We start from the raw sequence: 15,651 nt of genomic DNA on the forward strand, positions 1-15,651 counted from the left end.
TGCTCAGCGCTCGCTCTGCTGAAGAGCCGCACAGTGTGAGACGCGCGTGCGGGCATGACAGGCACCAGAGAGCCAGGCGTCGATGCGGGCGAGGTTGATGGCACCGAGCCCCGAATTGACCAACAGCGTCCGGTACTCGGGCGGGGCGACCGCCACCCCGCCGGACCTGCTCATACCCCTGACAGCACACCCCCGGTCCACGGCCTCAGCTTCTCGGGGTTGCGCACGGCCCAGATGTGCGTGATCCGTTCACCGTCGATCCCGAACGCGTACACGGTCACGATGGCCCCGTCCTGCTGGGCGACGAGGCCGGGCTGCCCGTTGACGTGACGTTCCTCGATCGTCGGGGCACCCGGCCTGACGACCAGCCCGACGGGGGCACGCGCCAGCCGGGCGGCTCCTGCGACCGGAAGGGGCACCGTACGGGCGAGGCCGCCGCTGTCAGCGCTCGCCGCGACGCCCGGATCGAGGAGGACCACGAGGGCGTCGATGTCCTTGGCTTCCCAGGCCCGCTTGAACTCCCTCACTAGAGAGGCCTGTTGAGGGCTCGGTTGGGTGGTGGGTGCCCGCGAGTCGCGAACGCGCCGCCGGGCCGATGAGGCCAGCTGACGGCAGGCAGCCGGCGTGCGGCCGACGATCTCGGCGACTTCGGCGAAGGGATAGCGGAAGACGTCGTGAAGGATGAATGCGACGCGTTCGGCCGGCGTCGTCGATTCGAGCACGACGAGGAAGGCCATACCGACGGACTCGTCGAGGGTGACGCGCTCGGCGGGGTCGACGGCGGCGCCACCCGGCCGGCCGCCCGACCACTCCGCGACCTCGGGAAGGGGCTCGGGAAGCCAGTCGCCGACGTAGCTCTCCCGCCGGGCTCGTGCGGAGTCGAGCAGAGTGAGGCAGATGCGACCGGTGACCTTGGCCAGCCAGGCGCCCGGGCGCTCGATGGCCCGCCGCTGCTGCGGAGTCGTGCCGCTCCCTCCGCTGTGCGCCCCGCCGTGCGGCGGGGGGTGCCTCTATGTCGTTCGTCAAGGCATCCCTGTCGGGTTTGGGGTGGTTCGGGTGGGGGGCTATGCGGCGAGTTCGACGTCCTTCGGTGTCCGAGATTCGTAGAAGGTGCCGTCTCGGAGCATGGCGAACAGGACGCTGATGCGCTGGCGGGCGAGTCGGAGGAGGGCTTGGGTGTGGGTTTTGCCGCGGGCTCGCTGTTTGTCGTAGTAGGTCCGGGAGGCCGGATCGGCGTTCATGCAGGCGAAGGCGGAGAGGAACATGGCCCGTTTGAGCTGCCGGTTGCCGCCTCGGGGCGCGTGTTCGCCGTGGATCGAGGTTCCGGATTGCCGGGTGTTCGGGGCAAGGCCGGCGTAGGAGGCGAGGTGGGCGGCGGTGGGGAAGTTGGTGCCGTCGCCGACGGTGGTCAGCAGGACTGCGGCGGTCCTGACGCCGACGCCGGGCATCGAGGTCAGGACCTGGGAAAGAGGGTGGGCCTCCAGCAGGGTGCTGATCTGGGTTTCCAGGGCCCGGCGCTGTTCGTGGACGGCGCCGAGGGAGCGGGCCAGGGAGGGAATGACGGTGCCGAGGGTGCTGGTTCCAGGCACGATCACGGTCTGCTCGTCCAGGGCGTCGAAGACCTCGTCGATCAGCCGTGCGGCCATGCGCGGGGCCTTGGGGCGGATGAGCTCGACGAGTTTGCGGCGGCCGGCTTTCCGCAAGGCGGCTGGGGATCCGTGGCGTTCCAGCAGCCAGGTGACGGCCCGGTGGTCCAGGCGCGGGCCAAGGACACGTTCCAGGCTGGGGTGAAACTGGGTGAGAAGGCCGCGTATGCGGTTGCTGGTGCGGGTGGCCTCGGCGGCGAGGTCCTGGTCGAAGCCGACCAGGACGTTCAGCTCGGCGGTGATCTCGTCGGTCAGTTCCAGCGAGCGCAGGGTGTGGGGCAGGGTGCGGGCGGCGTCCGCGATGACTGCGGCGTCCTTCGCGTCGGTCTTCGCCTCGCCCGGGTAGAGATCGGCGATCCGGCGCATCGCCAGGCCGGGCAGGTAAGCGACCCGGCAGCCGGCGTCCCGGGCCACGGTCAGGGGCAGAGCCCCGATGGAGGCGGGCTGGTCCACGATCACCAGCACTGTGCCGAACTTCGCGGCCAGCTTCTCGAAGACGGCCCGCAGCTTCGGCTCGCTGTTGGGCAGCTGCTTGTCGAAGACCTTCTTCCCGACCGGGGTCAGCCCGTGGCCGTGATGGGCACTCTTGCCGACATCCAGGCCCAGGAAGACGCCCACCTCAGTGGTGTCGAACATCGATACTCCCTCTCCCCAAAGGGTGTTCACGGTGCCGGCCTCGGCGTTGGTGTCGTACGCGCGCATCCACGTTATGCAGACCTGCCGCCCGCGAGCCGTCCGGCATTGCGCCGGACCGGGCAGTGGCCGGACCTCTCATCAGCGTCTCCGACGGCACCTCCCGGGCCCGGTGACACCACCCCCCAGGTCATGCCTTCGACAGGGGGACACAGTCATGCCGGGCCCGGAGGCCAGCGGTCCCATTGCAGGACCGCCAAGAACATAACGGGGGACCCCTTCGGGCGCCCCGGGCGGGAAGGCGTTCGACGATGATGCGCACGCCTCACTTTCCGCAAAGTAGATATTTTGACATAGCTATGTCTTGTTACCTATCTTGTGCGATGTGCCCAAGCCCAGTGCGTCCGTACAGGACATCGACCTCGTAGCCTCCGGGCTCGTGTCGTGCCTGCCCGCGCTGGCCAGGGCCATCGAGCGGCAGGTCGGCGCGCGGTACGAGCACCCGAAGCCGCCCGAGGCGCAGCTTGCGCTGTTGCGTCATGTGGAGGCCAACGACGGGGTCACCGTGCGTCGAGCCGCGGACGCTCTGCTGATGAAGCCCAACAACGTCAGCGCCCTGGTCACGCAGTTGACCGACCAGGGGCTGCTGGAGCGGCGGCAGGACCCGGCGGACAAGCGCATCGCACACCTGCACCTCACCCGGACCTCCCGACGCCAGTTGAACGAGGTCCAGCACCTGATGCGCGATGTGGTCGCCCAGGCGCTGCACACGATGACCGAGGGCGAACTCAGCGCCATCGGATCGGCGTTGACCGCGCTCAGCGCGCTGGACGCGCGCCTGCACCCCGCCGGCTGATCCGGACCCGTTGACCGCGCTGCGTGCACGGGATGAACGCCCGCACTGCGCCGTCGACTGATTCTGCGTGCCGGCTCGACCGGCAGCGGCGGCGTCGGACGCTCCCCCTCTGATCTGCCGATCCGTCATGTCCTGGCGCTGCGGCGTCGGTTGTCGCCTGCGCTCTTCCTCGGGGCCGGACTCCGGCGCCCCCATCGCGCCTTCCATCCCCCTGTCTCACGAAGGAAAGACGCCTTCATGCCTTCCGATGTCCTCAACTCCGCGCCGAAGCCCACCCGCTCGGCGCCCACGGCGCCGCCCCGGAGCCGGCGCACCAATCCGTGGCTGACGCTGGTCGCCGTCGCGTTCGGCCTCTTCATGGTCGGCCTCGACGGTTCGGTCGTCTCGATCGCGAATCCGGAGATCGGCCGCGATCTCAACGCCTCCACCGCGGAACTGCAGTGGGTCACCAACGCCTACCTGCTCGCACTGGCCGGGGCTCTGATCTTCGGCGGCAAGCTCGGCGACCGCTTCGGCCGGCGCACCTTCTATCTGATCGGCGTGGCCGGCTTCACCCTGGCGTCCGTGGCCATCGGCCTGTCGGGCTCCATCGAGGGGGTCATCGCCTTCCGCTCGCTCCAGGGATTCTTCGGCGCGCTGCTGATGCCCAACACGCTCGGACTGCTGCGGGCCGTCTTCCCGCCGAAGAAGTTCGGCATGGCCGTCGGAATCTGGGCCATGGTCTCGTCGGTGTCCACCGCGCTCGGCCCCATCGTGGGCGGTCTGCTCGTCGAGCACGTCAACTGGGAGTCGGTCTTCTACATCAACGCCCCCGTCGGCGTCCTCGCGATCGCCTTCAGCGTCGCCGTCCTTCCGCAGAGCAGGAACGAGGCGGCGGAGGAGGAGAAGTTCGACATCCCCGGCGTCATCCTGCTCGCCCTCGGCCTCCTCGCCGTCGTCTACGGTGTCGTCAAGGGCGAGACATGGGGCTGGACTTCGGGTGCCACCCTGGGGGCCATCGGTGCGGGCGTGCTGGTTCTCGCGGTCTTCTGCTGGTACGAGACGCGCGTGGCGCATCCTCTGCTGCCGATGCGTCTGTTCTCCAACCGGACGCTGACCATCGGTGCTGTCATCACCGCGCTGAACTTCTTCGTCCTGCTCGGCGTGATCTTCTTCGTGATGCTGTACCTGCAGAACGTGCGCGGCTTCACCCCGGTCGAGGCCGGCGTGCGCACCCTGCCGCTCAGCCTCGCCTCGGTCGTGGCCTCTCCGCTGGGCGCCGCACTCACCGAGAGGTTCGGCCCGCGCCTGACGATGCCGCTGGGCATGGTGCTCCAGGCAGCCGCCTGCTTCGCCATGCTCGGCTGGGGCACCGACTCGTCCTACACCGCCATGTGGCCCCCGTTCATCGCGCTCGGTCTCGGCGTCGGCATGGTGATGTCCTCTTCCTCCGCCGCCATCGTCGGGAGCGCGCCGGTCAAGGACGGCGGGGTCGCGGGCGGCCTTCAGGCGACGGCTCTCCAGGTCGGCGGCGCACTCGGCACGTCCGTGCTGATCTCCCTCATCAGCAGCCGCGTCGGCTCCACCCTGGCCGGCGAACTCACCTCCGCCGGGGTGCCCTCCGATGCGGCCAGCGGCCTGTCCGGGGCGAAGGACGCGGTGGCCTTGGGCGTCGCCCCGGTCCCGGGCGACCTGCCCGCCCGGCTCAGGTCCGCCGTGGTCGAAGGCAGTCACCAGGCGTTCATGAACGGCGTGCACACAGCGGTGCTGGTCTCCGGCGTCCTGTGCCTCCTAGGTGCCCTGCTTGCCGTGACCGGTGTACGGCGCACTCCCGAGACAGCCCGTCACTGAAGGGCACGCCGGTCCCGGCCCGGGCGGAGCAAGTGAGCATGCCGTGGCCACGGAGCTCCTCGTCTCCGCCCGGGCACCCCAGTGGGACCCGCGTCGCACGGTCGCCGGAGCCGTCCCGCAGTACGGGGCCGCGGATGCCGGCGGTGCCTGCGTGCCCGTGTCGCAGAGGGGGGTCAGCGCTGCCAGAGGAACGCGGCCTCGCTGCAGGGCGGGCAGTGGAAGACGTATCCCCGGCCCCCGCCACCGAAGTTGGCGGAGGTGGCGAAGTCGTGTCCCTCCTCCAGTTCGGCCGCGAACGTCATACGGCCGGCGCACCCGGGGCAGTCGGGAAATTCATCATCCTGAAGCCACTCGGGCTCGCCTCCCAGTCGTCCGAGGACCGGCTCCTGCGTGGGCTCGTCAGCGGGATGGAGACGCAAAGCGGTCACCGCGCCCAGGAGCGTCTCGCCGTCGGCCGGAACGGTGGCCGGGGTGAGGTCACCGAAGAACAGGTGGGCGCGGTTGGCGCCGGCGGTGGCATCCCAGTCGTCGCACATCCCGGGATCGTTCTGGCAGAAGAACACCGAGAGCACGCCGGTATCGAGAGGCAGATGAGCGAGGAACTGCATGGCCCCCTCACACGCACGGCACGCCGGCCAGACGAAGCCGTCCGGGACGAGCGGGACTCCACCGGTGCGGGGCGTGGGGGCGCCGGCAGCGGTCTCCCCGTCGTGGATCAGTAGCATGGCCCGAGAATAAGCTGAGCCGCTGGGCCAAGGGCTGTCCCGCAATTCCTGGTGGATCAGCGCGCGGCGTCGGATGCGGTGCATCGTAACGACCTGGGGAGCGATACCAGCTCCCGGATCTGCCTGGCGGTCTGGGCCCTGCGCGATCAGGACGCCTGAGGAAAAGTGGTGCCGTCAGGCGGATCGCGGTTCGCCGCTGTCCTGACCGGCGCGTCTCGGTCAATGAGTGGACCGCAGCGGCGGCGCCTGCCACGTCATCCCCGGGGGCTGGAGTAGGGGCGAGGGCTCGGGGCCGGGGTCATCGGTGTCGACGACTCCGGCGGCCGTGTGGTCGAAGTCGGCGGGCCAGCGGGTGTGCTCGCTGGCCACGGCGCCGGTCAGGCGTGCTTCGACAAGGTTGGCGGTTCTCAAGTCGGTGCCGCGCAAGTCGGCCATGCGGAGATCGGCGCGTCGGAAGACCGCGCCGTGGGCGACGGCCTTGCGCAGGTTCGCCTCGCGCAGGTCGGTCTCAGTGAAGTCCGCGTCACGCAGGTCGGTTTCGACCAGCTTCGCGCCCCGTAGGTCGGCCAGAATGCAGCGAGCCCGGCGGAGAATCGCAGTCGTGAGGTCGGCGTGCCGCAGATTGACCGAGACCAGGGACGCCTGGGTCAGATTGGCGTGGTACAGGCCCGCGGCCTCCAGGCAAGCGCGGTCGAAGTTGACCTCGGGGAACCAGAGTCCGTCGCAGTCGGCTCGGCGCAAGTCGGTGATGCCGAGATTGACCCAGGACTGCTCCCGGTGCTGGCACAGCACGCCGAGCGCGGTCAGCGCCACCTGGGCGTCGGCGGCGCGAGTCTCCAGGGGCGCGATGTCGTTGATGGGCACGTCTGCCGCCGGTGATCCCGGCCCGGCGAGTGGCCAGGGCAGGTGCGTACGCAGATACGCGGCCTGGATGGAGATGATGGCCTCCCGGTCGCGGGCGGACTGCTCCGCGATCCGCCACAGCGCGTGCAACCCGCCGATGCGCACATCCAGCTTGTCGCTGCCGAGCTGGTCGACGGCCCGGCTGAATCGGTCGGTGACGTAGCCCTCCTGGGTAGCGCGCAAACCGTCCTGACTCACCCGCAGTTGCCGCCAGGTGGCGTACGCGCCGAAGAGCACGACCAGGCCGCCGACCACCTGCAGAAGCGTCGTACGGACATCGTTCACCGCCTTCAGTCGATCCTGTGCGGCGACGCTCGCCCCGGCGAGATCGTGGTCGACCACCACACCCGGCAGTACGACGAACACCGTGCCCAGAACGACCAGCCCCGCCGCCCCGGCCAGCAGAGCCACGGCTGCACGACGCCTGACCAGCCCGTCGCGCCACGCCCGCCGCCCGCGGTCCGGTTCCCCCATCTCCATGGGCACAGGATCCTAGGCTCCACTCAGTAGACGATCAACAGTGCTGTGGCACTGGCCCGTGACGTGAGAACGGCCCTATGGGTTGGGTAAGTTGTGAGGTTTACCTGTGCCCGGGCGGGCTGTTCCCCTCTCCCGCGCGGCCTGCCATCGGGGATCGTGACGGTGAGGGCCGCCGAGACGGTCGCGTCTTCCAGGACCCGGTGCAGCCCGGCTCGTTGGGCATCGAGGCCATGTGCCGGCTGCTCCAGTTCCACCTGCTCAAAGCGGCGCGGCCGACGGCGCCCCCCACCCAGGATTCGAACCGGTCCTGCCCGGCCGCGAGGCGTCCTGGACGTACCGCGGCCAGATCACCCCGGCCAACCGGTTGATCCGGGTGGACATGGACATCGTGGAGAGCGGTACCGACGCACGGGGGCCTTACGCCGTGGCGGACGCCTCGCTGTGGGGCGACGACATGTGCGTCTAGCGGGCACGGGGGCTGGGCATGCGCGTGGTGTCGGAGACCGCGCGCCTGCCGTGAGACCTTCGTGGGCGCAACCGTGGCGTGGGTCATGCTCCGCACCGCGGTTGCGCCCGGACGGCCCGGCGCTCCCGTGTGACGCCGGCACGGCCCGCGAGACCGGCCGGCTGTCGAGTCGGCAGGCTACGGACCGGGGGAGGTGGCTGTCGACGCGTCGGGGTGGAGGGTGAAGACGCGGTCAAGGCCGATGATGCGCAGGATCCGGGCGGTGTTGGCGGGGACCGCTGCCAGGGCTATGTCGCCGCCCTTTTCCATGGCCAGGTTGCGTGCCGCCAGCAGGGCGGAGATGCCGCTGGAGTCGCAGAACTGGACGTCGGCCATGTCCAGGACCAGCAACTGCCCGCCGGTTACCGGGAGCCTGTCGACGACGCGGCGGAGCTCGGGGGCCGTCGAGTGATCGAGGTCGCCGGCGATCTCCAGGACGGGACCGGTGGCTGCGTCTCGGGCAGTGATCGTCAGCCGGCTCATGTCACGTCTTCGCTCGTGGGAGTGGAAGGCGGGGTGGGCACCCCGAGGGCGAGCAGCGCGGTGTCGTCGTCGAGTCCGTCACCGAAGCCGGCGAGCAGGCCGGTCAGGGCGCTGATCAGGGCCTGGGGTCCTGCGGCGGGCTGTTCGGCGGTGAAGGCGCGCAGGGCGTCGTCGCCGTAGAGCTCGTGCCCGGGGCCGGTACGCGCCTCGGTCAGCCCGTCGGTGTAGAGCAGCAGGGTGTCACCGGGGAACAGTCGGGTGCGCGCGGGCGTGAACTCTGCCTGGGGCAGGACGCCGATGAGCAAGCCGCCGGGAGTGGGCAGGTAGTGCGCGGTGCGGTCGGCGCGTTGGATCAGTGCGGAGGGGTGACCGCCGGAGGCCAGGTGAACGCTGACATGGCCGCTGCCGGGCTGGAGGACGCCGAAGACGGCGGTGCAGTAGCGGGTGTCGCCGCTCCGGTACCGCTCGTGCAGCACGGTGTTCAGGGTGGTCAGCACGGCGACGGGGTCCGGGTCGTGCAGGGCAGCCGCCCGCAGCGTGTAGCGGGTCAGGGAGGTGACCGCGGCAGCCTGGGGACCCTTGCCGCACACATCACCGAGGAAGAACGCCCACCGGTCTGCGCCGAGGGGGAACAGATCGTAGAAGTCTCCGCCGAGAAGATCCGGCGAGGCGGTGTGGTAGTAGGAGACGGCCTCCAGGCCCGGAACCATGGGCAGTTCGGCGGGCAGCAGGCTCTGTTGGAGGACGGCGAGGGCTTCCTGGAGCCGCTCGCGGTCGGCCTCGGCCTGCCGACGCGCTTCCTCGGCCGCCTGGCGTTCGCGCAGCAGCTCGGTCTCGTAGGCGCGACGGTCGCGGGCGTCGAAGACGGTGGTGCGGATGAGCATCGGTTCGCCGTCGTGGCTGGTCTTCACCTTCGAGGTGACGAGCACCGGCATCCGCTGCCCACCGGCGGTCTTGAGGTCCAGGGCGATGCCGCCGACCTCGCCGTTCATCTGCAACAGCGGGGCGAAGTGCGTCTCGTGGTAGAGCCTGCCGCCCACCGTGAGCAGATCGGTGAACCGCATCCGGCCCGCCACCTCCCGCCGGGACCGGCCGAGCCAGTCCAGCAGGGTGCTGTTGATCTTCGCGATGGTGCCGTCCATCAGAGTCGACAGGTAGCCGCACGGAGCCTGGTCGTACAGCTCCTCCGCGCTGTCCTCCAGCAGGTCGGTGAACTCCGCACCCGTGGCCTCCACGCCTTGGTCTTGCTCCCCGTCCGGGTCCTGGTCCGTGCGGCACATCAGCGGGCCGCTCCTATGAAGTCGATGATCGCCCCGGCGGTGGCCTGCGGCGCACTCAGCTGCGGGCAGTGGCCGGTCGCCTCCAGCGTGACCAGGCGGCTGCCCGGGACAGCGGCGTGGACATAAGCACCGACCTCGCGGGGGGCGATCACGTCCTGCCTGCATTCCAGCACCAGCGTCGGCACCGCGACCGTCTTGAGGTCATCACGGCTGTCGGACAGGAAGGTCGTACGGGCGAAGACCCGGGCCATGTCGGGGTCGGTCGCGCAGAACGACGCGGTCAGCTCCTGGCCGAGTTCGGGTTGGTCCGCGTTACCCATGATCACGGGGGCCATCGCCGCTGACCAGCCCAGGTAGTTCGACTCCAGCGACTCCAACAACTCATCGATGTCTTCTGCGCTGAACCCGCCCCGGTACCCGTCCTCGTCGATGTAGCGGGGCGACGGAGCAACCATCACCAGCCGGGAGAACCGCTGGGGAGCCCCGGCCGCCGCGAGGACCCCGACCATCGCGCTGACCGAATGCCCCACGAAGGTGACTTCCCGCAGATCGAGCTCCTCACAGACCTCCAGCACGTCCCGGGCGTAGCCCTCCAACGAGCTGTAGCGCCGCTCATCCCAGGCGGAAGGGTCCGAGCGGCCGGAGCCCACGTAATCGAAGAGAACCACGCGGAAGTCCTCTGCCAGCATCGGGACCACCAGGCGCCACATGTTCTGGTCGCAGCCGAACCCGTGCGCCAGCAGGAGCACCGGCCCGTCCTCGCGGCCGGTGACGGTGACGTTGTTCCTGCGACGGACGTCGGTGCCGTCCGGTTTCACGTCACCCGGGGCACTCGCGCCGGAGCGGCTGCCCCGGCCCGAAGCGGCGTCCGAGCGGGAAGCGGGGCCGGCCGGCCGGCCGCTGGAGGAGTGATCGTCCGTAGGCATGGGGTTCATTCAGAACCTTCCTTGGTGGGTACGGTTCAGGAATTTCCGCCGCTCGGGAGTCGTGTCGGGATCGCGAGAACGAGCCGAATGAAATGCGGAAACATATCTGGCAGCAGTGACAGCGGTGGCGAATGTGGGCGAGCGACCGCGACATCGAATGACTGGAAACGGGCGCCCTTTCGGGGCGAGCGCATCGCCGGATGATTCCCGCGGTCGACGTCATTCCCACGCACGATTCCACAACGCGGCATTCCCGCCAGGGGAACCGCACCCCGAAAGGTACGGGTCCCGGCGCTGCAGAGTGCTCTTCTCGGTCAGGCGGGAACGATGTTCTCAGCCATCGGGCCCTTCTGGCCCGAAGCGATGTCGAAGGTGACCTTCTGGCCTTCGAGCAACTCACGGAAGCCCTCGGCAGCGATGTTCGAGAAGTGGGCGAACACGTCGGCCCCGCCGTCGTCCTGCTCGATGAAACCGAAACCCTTTGCCGCGTTGAACCACTTCACAGTGCCGGACGCCATGTCATATCTCCTTGGGGCAGTACGCCGGGTCCCGCGAAGTGCGGACACCGGGTCGCCGCGATGATGCCCTCCCGGAACTACCGGAAATACAAAAGCGCTCCCAACGACTGAACGTAGCGTTGGAGGCGCTTGAAGTGGGGAACCAAGACTGCAACTGAGGCCGACGGTAGCATGCCGCAGTGGCGGGTGTACGTTGTACAATTCCGTTCTGCTCGTTGCGGCAAAAACACTCCGAGGGCGGCGCAATGAACCCTCACTTCGCGGCCGTAACTATTAATTCATCCGGAGCGCAGCATCTCGGCGGGAGCGGCCGTCATTCACCAACGCCTCCAGCCGTGATCCGCGCAGCATGCCGATGGACGGAGCAGCCCACGCATCCGCTGGACAGAGCGCCCCTCACCCCGCTTGCCGCCCATGGGCGCGGGAGCCGCCGGGCCCCGGCCGCACACCCTCAGGCCGCGGGCGGACCGGGCGAGGTCCTGCGGCGTTCGGCGTTGATGCGCTGCGCCTCTTCGAGCTGGTCCTCGAGGATGACGATGCGGCAGGCGGCCTCGATGGGCGTGCCGCGGTCGACGAGTTCCCTGGCGCGGGCCGCGATGCGCAGCTGGTAGCGGGAGTAGCGGCGGTGGCCGCCCGCCGAGCGGAGCGGGGTGATCAGCCGGGCCTCACCGACGGCTCGGAGGAAACCCTGGGTGGCGCCGAGCATTTCCGCGGCCCGGCCCATCGTGTAGGCGGGGTAATCGTCGTCGTCGAGACGGTCGAACGAGTCGTGTGCTGCCATGGTGCCTCTCTGTGGAACACGTGGAGGGGCCCTGGTGCCATTGGCACCAGGGCCCCGAAGGAACTGCTACACCATCTGCCGGCTTTCGAACTGCGCCGGCCTTCTCGTTCCGCACCAGCTCACGGGGGCTGAGAGGGCGTGCGGGGATCGCGGTTGCTTGACCGGAGACCACCTCACTATCGATGTCCTGCGGTACCCGGGCTCACGACTTCCACCCGGGCGATCCTGATGGCGCCTGGCTCCTCCGTTCATCCCTCTGGGATCACTGCTGATCTTGCTGGTACTGCTTGTGCGTACTGCTTCGTGGCCCGTACCGGCACCACCCTTCGACAGCCAGCCCCGTCGCCCGTCCTGCGTCTGCTCCGGCTTGGAACCCCACTGCCGAACCTCCTGGTGCGCGCGCCCCAGCAGGCGCCTTCACCAAGGTGCTGCTCACTTGCTTCGCTGGGAGTGATGCCACTGCACGTGGCGGACTGCGGTACTGCTTACGGCCGCCCCTGATCACTGCGGGCCGCCCGGTCCGGTCGTCAGTCCCGTCGCCGTCCTGCACCAGCCCTGGCTTCGAAACTCCACCACCGCACCGTCCTGCGCCTTGCAACTGCGGGTTCTGCATGTACTGCCACCTGGCAGTTCGTCCCTGCCAGGCCTTGTCGCCTCTCTTGGCTACGAGAGAAACCATAGCCACACCGCCCCCCAATGTCTACCTCAGCTGGCATAGATTTTCGGGGGCCCGGCTGCGAGATAGTCGACCTCGGCCATCGAGTGGATGCGCGGCGGCCCACCTGCCGAGGACGCCCCTCTCCGCCCAGCACCGGCCGACACGGGACGCACCCCTCGATTCGGGAGAGGCGGCCGCCTTCGCCCCCGTAGCACCGCCGCTCACACGGCTGGAGCACTGGTGAATAGAATCTGTCTCATGTCGAAGCCTGACGAGCTGCTCGTAGACCTCGCCGCCCTGGTGGAATCCGGGCAGAGCAACCAGATGTCCCTGACCGTGGTCACCGGTGGTGCTGTCATCACCGGCCGGCTGGCACCCGAAGCCGTGTGGAGGCTGAGGGTGTCGGATGTACTCACGGATTCGGACCGCTTGAGCGACTTCTCCGCCGTCTTCAAGGCCCCAGCGAAGAGCGACGGGGCGCCCACGCACCTGCACTTCCATGTCGCCCGGATCCTGCAGGGCACCGTAGGGATCCCGGAGACCGGGGGGATGTACCGCGTCGCGATCGAGGACGTCAGCGCCTGGACCGTGGGCGACTTCAGCTATTCCGACCACTGAGCAACCACCGCGAAGGGAACCCCTCGCACCGGTGGGGGCCCGACCGGCGCGCCCGGTCGGGCCCCCACCGGTGCCCGGATCACGTCCGGTCCCACGCGGTCGAGGATCACTCGCGTCCCTGGCCTGAAGGTTCGAGGTGCCAGACGCGGGCACGCTCCAGCTTCACCGATCCGTTCTCGGCGAAGACCTCCACTCCCTGGCTGGAGGGATCGGGAAAGATCTGGTCGGTGATCACCGCTTCGCCGCTGCCGCCGAAGACCTCGACGGAGGACCGGTCGACCAGGATCCGCAGCTTCACCTTGCCGTTCTCGGCCTGCAGGGGCGCGCGCTGGACGCCGGGGAAGGTGTCACTGAAGTCCACGGCGCCGGATCGGGTCCGGTCGACGTACAACTCCTGCGTCGTGGTGTCGTAGCCGATGACGGTCTCGTCTCCGTTGGCACCGGTGCGCACCTTGATGCCGAATCGTTCGGCGTCCCTGAGCGAGAAGGCCGCCTCGATGTCGAGAGCCCTGCCCTCGGCCGCGCCGCGTCCCAGGGGCTGTGACGTGCTGGTGACCGTGGTGTCGGCGGATGCCGCCGGGCGGCCCTCGCGGAGGGAGGTCAGGCTCCTCACCGGCTCGCTGGTCAGCATGATCCGGCCGCCCACGGTGCGCAGCGCCATCTGGCGGGGAATGCTCTGCCCGCCGCGCCAGGGAGACGTGGGGACGGAACTGCTGTACTCCCAGTTGTTCATCCAGCCGATCATGTACCGCTTGCCGCCCGGAGCTCCCTCCCAGGACACGGCCGCGTAGTAGTCCTTGCCGTAGTCGGCCCAGTCGGCACGCTGCACCGCGGACCTGGCGGGCGTCGCGGCAGTGGTGAACTGGTCGGCCATGATCTGGCCCCAGCCGCCGCTGTTCATGTCGACCATCTGGATCTGCGCCTCCTTGCCGGCGTACGGGCGCATGTCGATGGAGGCCCAGTCCAGCGTCTCGCTGTTGGAGCCGGTGGCGCTGCCGACGACCTTGCCGTCGACGAGCAGGTTGACAGCGGTCTCCCGGGAGACGGGCTGGGCCTGGGCGTCGGAGAGCACGATGTGGTCGACGTTGATGTGACCCCAGCCGCCCCTGTTGCCGTCGACGATCTTGATCTGCGCCTTCTTGCCGATGAGTGCGCGGACGTCCCAGGAGTCCCAGTTGAGTGCCTCGTCGTCGTGTCCGGTGGCACTGCGCACCACCTTGCCTTCGACGAGGAGCTCGACGGCGGTGGGATCGGCCTGGTTTGCGGGATGGTTGCCGCCGCCGATGAGGAAGTTGACGTAGTTCTTGTCGATGGTGAATTCGGGCGAGGCGATGCTGCCGGTCGTGGAGTCGCCGTTCAGGAACGAGTTGGCCAGACCACTGCCGAGAAAGCCGGTGACCTCCTGCTGACCGGCATGACTTCCGGTCGCCGGTGCGGTTCCGAAGGCGTCCCCCGTGACCGTCCAGTTGCCGTAGGTGCCGCCTTCGAAGTCGGCGAGGACCGTCCCCTCGGGCACAGGTCCTCGTTCCTGCACGGTGCCGGCCCGGTGGGGGTGCCGTCCGCCGGCGACCTTGAAGTTGAGGTACGGGCTGTCGACGGTGAAGGCCGGGGAGGAAAGGGTTCCGGTGCCGCCGTCACCCGCGTGGAAGCTGTTGGCGAGACCCTTGCCCTCGAAGCCGCCGACGGGTCCCTGTCCGGTCAGCGCCCCGGCCGTCGGCCCTTGTCCGAATGCGGTGCCGGTAGTCGTCCATGCGCCGAAGTCCGGGTTCTCGAAATCCTGCATGACGGTGCCGGCGGGCGGAGTGTAGGAGCCCTTGTCGTCGGCGGTGAACTTCGCGCCGTCGAAGTCACCGACGAAGTACTGGGCGCCTGAACCACCGGCGATACCACCGGGGTTGCTGTTGACCACCAGAACCCACTTGACCTTCTGCTTGTCTCCGTCGACTGCGAGAGGGAACAGGTCGGGGCACTCCCACACGCCGCCCGTCGCCCCGGCCGGCCCGAAATCGCTGAGCAGCGTCCAGTCCTTGAGGTCCTTCGAGGAGTAGAACCGCACCTTGTGCTCGGTGGAGAGCGACACCGTCATCAGCCAGCTCTTGGTCGGCGCGTACCACTGGACCTTGGGGTCACGGAACTCTGTGGAGCCGATGTCGATGACGGGATTGCCGTCGTACTTGGTGAACGTACGACCGCGGTCGTTGCTGTAGGCGAGCGACTGCGCCTGCGTGCCGGTGCCTTTGTCGTGGCTGGTGTAAATCGCCACCATGGGCGGGTTCTTCCTCGTGCCGAATCCGGTGGTGTTGTTCCAGTCGATGACCGCACTGCCGGAGAACACCATCTCCTCGTCGTCGTGGGAGAGGGCGAGCGGCAGCTCCTTCCAGTGCACGAGATCGGTGCTCACCGCGTGCCCCCAGGACATGTCGCCCCACGAGCTGCCGTTGGGGTTGTACTGGTAGAAGAGGTGGTACTCGCCCTTGTAGTACACCAGGCCGTTGGGGTCGTTCATCCAGTTCTTCTGCGGCGTGTAGTGGAACTGGGGCCGGTACGTCTCGGTGTACGGCCGGGTGCCGGAGGCGATGGCCTGAGGTACCAAGAGGGCTGCGGACAGGGCGCATGCAGTCGCCGTCGCGGCGATCATCCGCGTGCGGGCGTGCCGGGATACGCGTCTGGAGGTCATGGTGTCTCCTGGGCTGCGGCCGTCTCCGCAGCCGGGTGCTTCCCGGTGCGGCGCGGACGGAACGAGAAGGGCCTGCCGGCGCTGTGGCATCGCGTCGGCCATGGGTGTCATCGTTGACTTATGTCAGCGATG

General features: G+C 68.9%; 15 protein-coding genes and 1 pseudogene. 5 read left to right on the forward strand and 11 right to left on the reverse strand.

Features of this window, described 5'->3' with window-relative positions:
* Window positions 1-3: 3 nt before the first annotated feature.
* From OG538_RS08055 to OG538_RS08065, 3 genes are all read right to left on the reverse strand, one after another.
* The gene (locus tag OG538_RS08055; RefSeq protein WP_406091554.1) at window positions 4-174 is read right to left on the reverse strand and encodes a hypothetical protein; all 171 of its coding nucleotides are present in this window, start codon (window positions 172-174) and stop codon (window positions 4-6) included.
* Complete coding sequence (locus OG538_RS08060) at window positions 171-737, reverse strand: sigma factor-like helix-turn-helix DNA-binding protein (RefSeq protein WP_406091556.1); 567 nt, start codon at window positions 735-737, stop codon at window positions 171-173. The genes OG538_RS08055 and OG538_RS08060 overlap by 4 nt, the downstream gene beginning before the upstream one ends.
* 327 nt (window positions 738-1,064) lie before the next feature.
* Entirely contained in the window at window positions 1,065-2,282 is a 1,218-nt protein-coding gene (locus OG538_RS08065) for an IS110 family transposase (protein ID WP_406099985.1), read from the reverse strand.
* 382 nt (window positions 2,283-2,664) lie between these two features.
* Between OG538_RS08065 and OG538_RS08070 the strand changes: the two genes are divergently transcribed.
* Complete coding sequence (locus OG538_RS08070) at window positions 2,665-3,135, forward strand: MarR family winged helix-turn-helix transcriptional regulator (RefSeq protein ID WP_406091558.1); 471 nt, start codon at window positions 2,665-2,667, stop codon at window positions 3,133-3,135.
* A gap of 237 nt (window positions 3,136-3,372) precedes the next feature.
* Window positions 3,373-4,965 carry an MFS transporter gene (locus tag OG538_RS08075; RefSeq protein WP_406091560.1) on the forward strand — a complete coding sequence of 531 codons (1,593 nt, stop codon included), beginning with the start codon at window positions 3,373-3,375 and terminating at the stop codon, window positions 4,963-4,965.
* A gap of 173 nt (window positions 4,966-5,138) precedes the next feature.
* Here OG538_RS08075 and OG538_RS08080 read toward each other — a convergent pair whose 3' ends face one another.
* Window positions 5,139-5,690 carry a hypothetical protein gene (locus OG538_RS08080; protein ID WP_406091562.1) on the reverse strand — a complete coding sequence of 184 codons (552 nt, stop codon included), beginning with the start codon at window positions 5,688-5,690 and terminating at the stop codon, window positions 5,139-5,141.
* Window positions 5,691-5,909: 219 nt separating this feature from the next.
* Window positions 5,910-7,073 (reverse strand): pentapeptide repeat-containing protein, encoded by a 1,164-nt coding sequence (locus OG538_RS08085; RefSeq protein ID WP_406091564.1) that lies wholly within the window; start codon window positions 7,071-7,073, stop codon window positions 5,910-5,912.
* A gap of 77 nt (window positions 7,074-7,150) precedes the next feature.
* Here OG538_RS08085 and OG538_RS08090 point away from each other — a divergent pair.
* Both OG538_RS08090 and OG538_RS08095 read left to right on the forward strand, forming a co-directional pair.
* Window positions 7,151-7,303: pseudogene (locus OG538_RS08090) on the forward strand (hypothetical protein); the annotation flags it as partial.
* A gap of 2 nt (window positions 7,304-7,305) precedes the next feature.
* Window positions 7,306-7,539, forward strand: a complete 234-nt coding sequence (locus OG538_RS08095; RefSeq protein WP_406091566.1) for a hypothetical protein — start codon at window positions 7,306-7,308, stop codon at window positions 7,537-7,539.
* A 177-nt stretch (window positions 7,540-7,716) separates the two neighbouring features.
* On the opposite strand, the gene OG538_RS08100 is transcribed toward OG538_RS08095, so the two are convergent.
* From OG538_RS08100 to OG538_RS08120, 5 genes are all read right to left on the reverse strand, one after another.
* Window positions 7,717-8,061, reverse strand: coding sequence for an STAS domain-containing protein (locus tag OG538_RS08100; RefSeq protein WP_406091568.1), 345 nt, complete (start codon window positions 8,059-8,061; stop codon window positions 7,717-7,719).
* Complete coding sequence (locus OG538_RS08105) at window positions 8,058-9,341, reverse strand: PP2C family protein-serine/threonine phosphatase (protein ID WP_406091570.1); 1,284 nt, start codon at window positions 9,339-9,341, stop codon at window positions 8,058-8,060. Before OG538_RS08105 ends, OG538_RS08100 begins: the two co-directional genes overlap by 4 nt.
* The gene (locus tag OG538_RS08110; protein ID WP_406091572.1) at window positions 9,341-10,276 is read right to left on the reverse strand and encodes an alpha/beta fold hydrolase; all 936 of its coding nucleotides are present in this window, start codon (window positions 10,274-10,276) and stop codon (window positions 9,341-9,343) included. Before OG538_RS08110 ends, OG538_RS08105 begins: the two co-directional genes overlap by 1 nt.
* Before the next feature lie 305 nt (window positions 10,277-10,581).
* Window positions 10,582-10,785, reverse strand: a complete 204-nt coding sequence (locus OG538_RS08115) for a cold-shock protein (protein WP_406091574.1) — start codon at window positions 10,783-10,785, stop codon at window positions 10,582-10,584.
* Between the two features lie 451 nt (window positions 10,786-11,236).
* Entirely contained in the window at window positions 11,237-11,566 is a 330-nt protein-coding gene (locus OG538_RS08120) for a MerR family transcriptional regulator (protein ID WP_406091576.1), read from the reverse strand.
* A 916-nt stretch (window positions 11,567-12,482) separates the two neighbouring features.
* On the opposite strand from OG538_RS08120, the gene OG538_RS08125 reads away from it, so the two are divergent.
* Complete coding sequence (locus OG538_RS08125; protein ID WP_406091578.1) at window positions 12,483-12,842, forward strand: hypothetical protein; 360 nt, start codon at window positions 12,483-12,485, stop codon at window positions 12,840-12,842.
* Between the two features lie 106 nt (window positions 12,843-12,948).
* Here the strand turns inward: OG538_RS08125 and OG538_RS08130 are convergent, their stop codons facing one another.
* A complete protein-coding gene (locus OG538_RS08130; protein ID WP_406091580.1) occupies window positions 12,949-15,519 on the reverse strand; it encodes a GH32 C-terminal domain-containing protein in 2,571 nt (856 codons plus the stop codon).
* Window positions 15,520-15,651 lie beyond the last annotated feature (132 nt).

It is taken from the genome of Streptomyces sp. NBC_01013, assembly GCF_045162765.1.
Lineage (GTDB): Bacteria > Actinomycetota > Actinomycetes > Streptomycetales > Streptomycetaceae > Streptomyces.

Coding starts and splice junctions, on each gene's coding strand:
- OG538_RS08055 (WP_406091554.1), bottom strand. CDS start 174: ATGAGCAGGTCCGGCGGGGTGGCGGTCGCCCCGCCCGAGTACCGGACG.
- OG538_RS08060 (WP_406091556.1), bottom strand. CDS start 737: ATGGCCTTCCTCGTCGTGCTCGAATCGACGACGCCGGCCGAACGCGTC.
- OG538_RS08065 (WP_406099985.1), bottom strand. CDS start 2,282: ATGTTCGACACCACTGAGGTGGGCGTCTTCCTGGGCCTGGATGTCGGC.
- OG538_RS08075 (WP_406091560.1), top strand. CDS start 3,373: ATGCCTTCCGATGTCCTCAACTCCGCGCCGAAGCCCACCCGCTCGGCG.
- OG538_RS08080 (WP_406091562.1), bottom strand. CDS start 5,690: ATGCTACTGATCCACGACGGGGAGACCGCTGCCGGCGCCCCCACGCCC.
- OG538_RS08085 (WP_406091564.1), bottom strand. CDS start 7,073: ATGGAGATGGGGGAACCGGACCGCGGGCGGCGGGCGTGGCGCGACGGG.
- OG538_RS08100 (WP_406091568.1), bottom strand. CDS start 8,061: ATGAGCCGGCTGACGATCACTGCCCGAGACGCAGCCACCGGTCCCGTC.
- OG538_RS08105 (WP_406091570.1), bottom strand. CDS start 9,341: ATGTGCCGCACGGACCAGGACCCGGACGGGGAGCAAGACCAAGGCGTG.
- OG538_RS08110 (WP_406091572.1), bottom strand. CDS start 10,276: ATGAACCCCATGCCTACGGACGATCACTCCTCCAGCGGCCGGCCGGCC.
- OG538_RS08115 (WP_406091574.1), bottom strand. CDS start 10,785: ATGGCGTCCGGCACTGTGAAGTGGTTCAACGCGGCAAAGGGTTTCGGT.
- OG538_RS08120 (WP_406091576.1), bottom strand. CDS start 11,566: ATGGCAGCACACGACTCGTTCGACCGTCTCGACGACGACGATTACCCC.
- OG538_RS08125 (WP_406091578.1), top strand. CDS start 12,483: ATGTCGAAGCCTGACGAGCTGCTCGTAGACCTCGCCGCCCTGGTGGAA.
- OG538_RS08130 (WP_406091580.1), bottom strand. CDS start 15,519: ATGACCTCCAGACGCGTATCCCGGCACGCCCGCACGCGGATGATCGCC.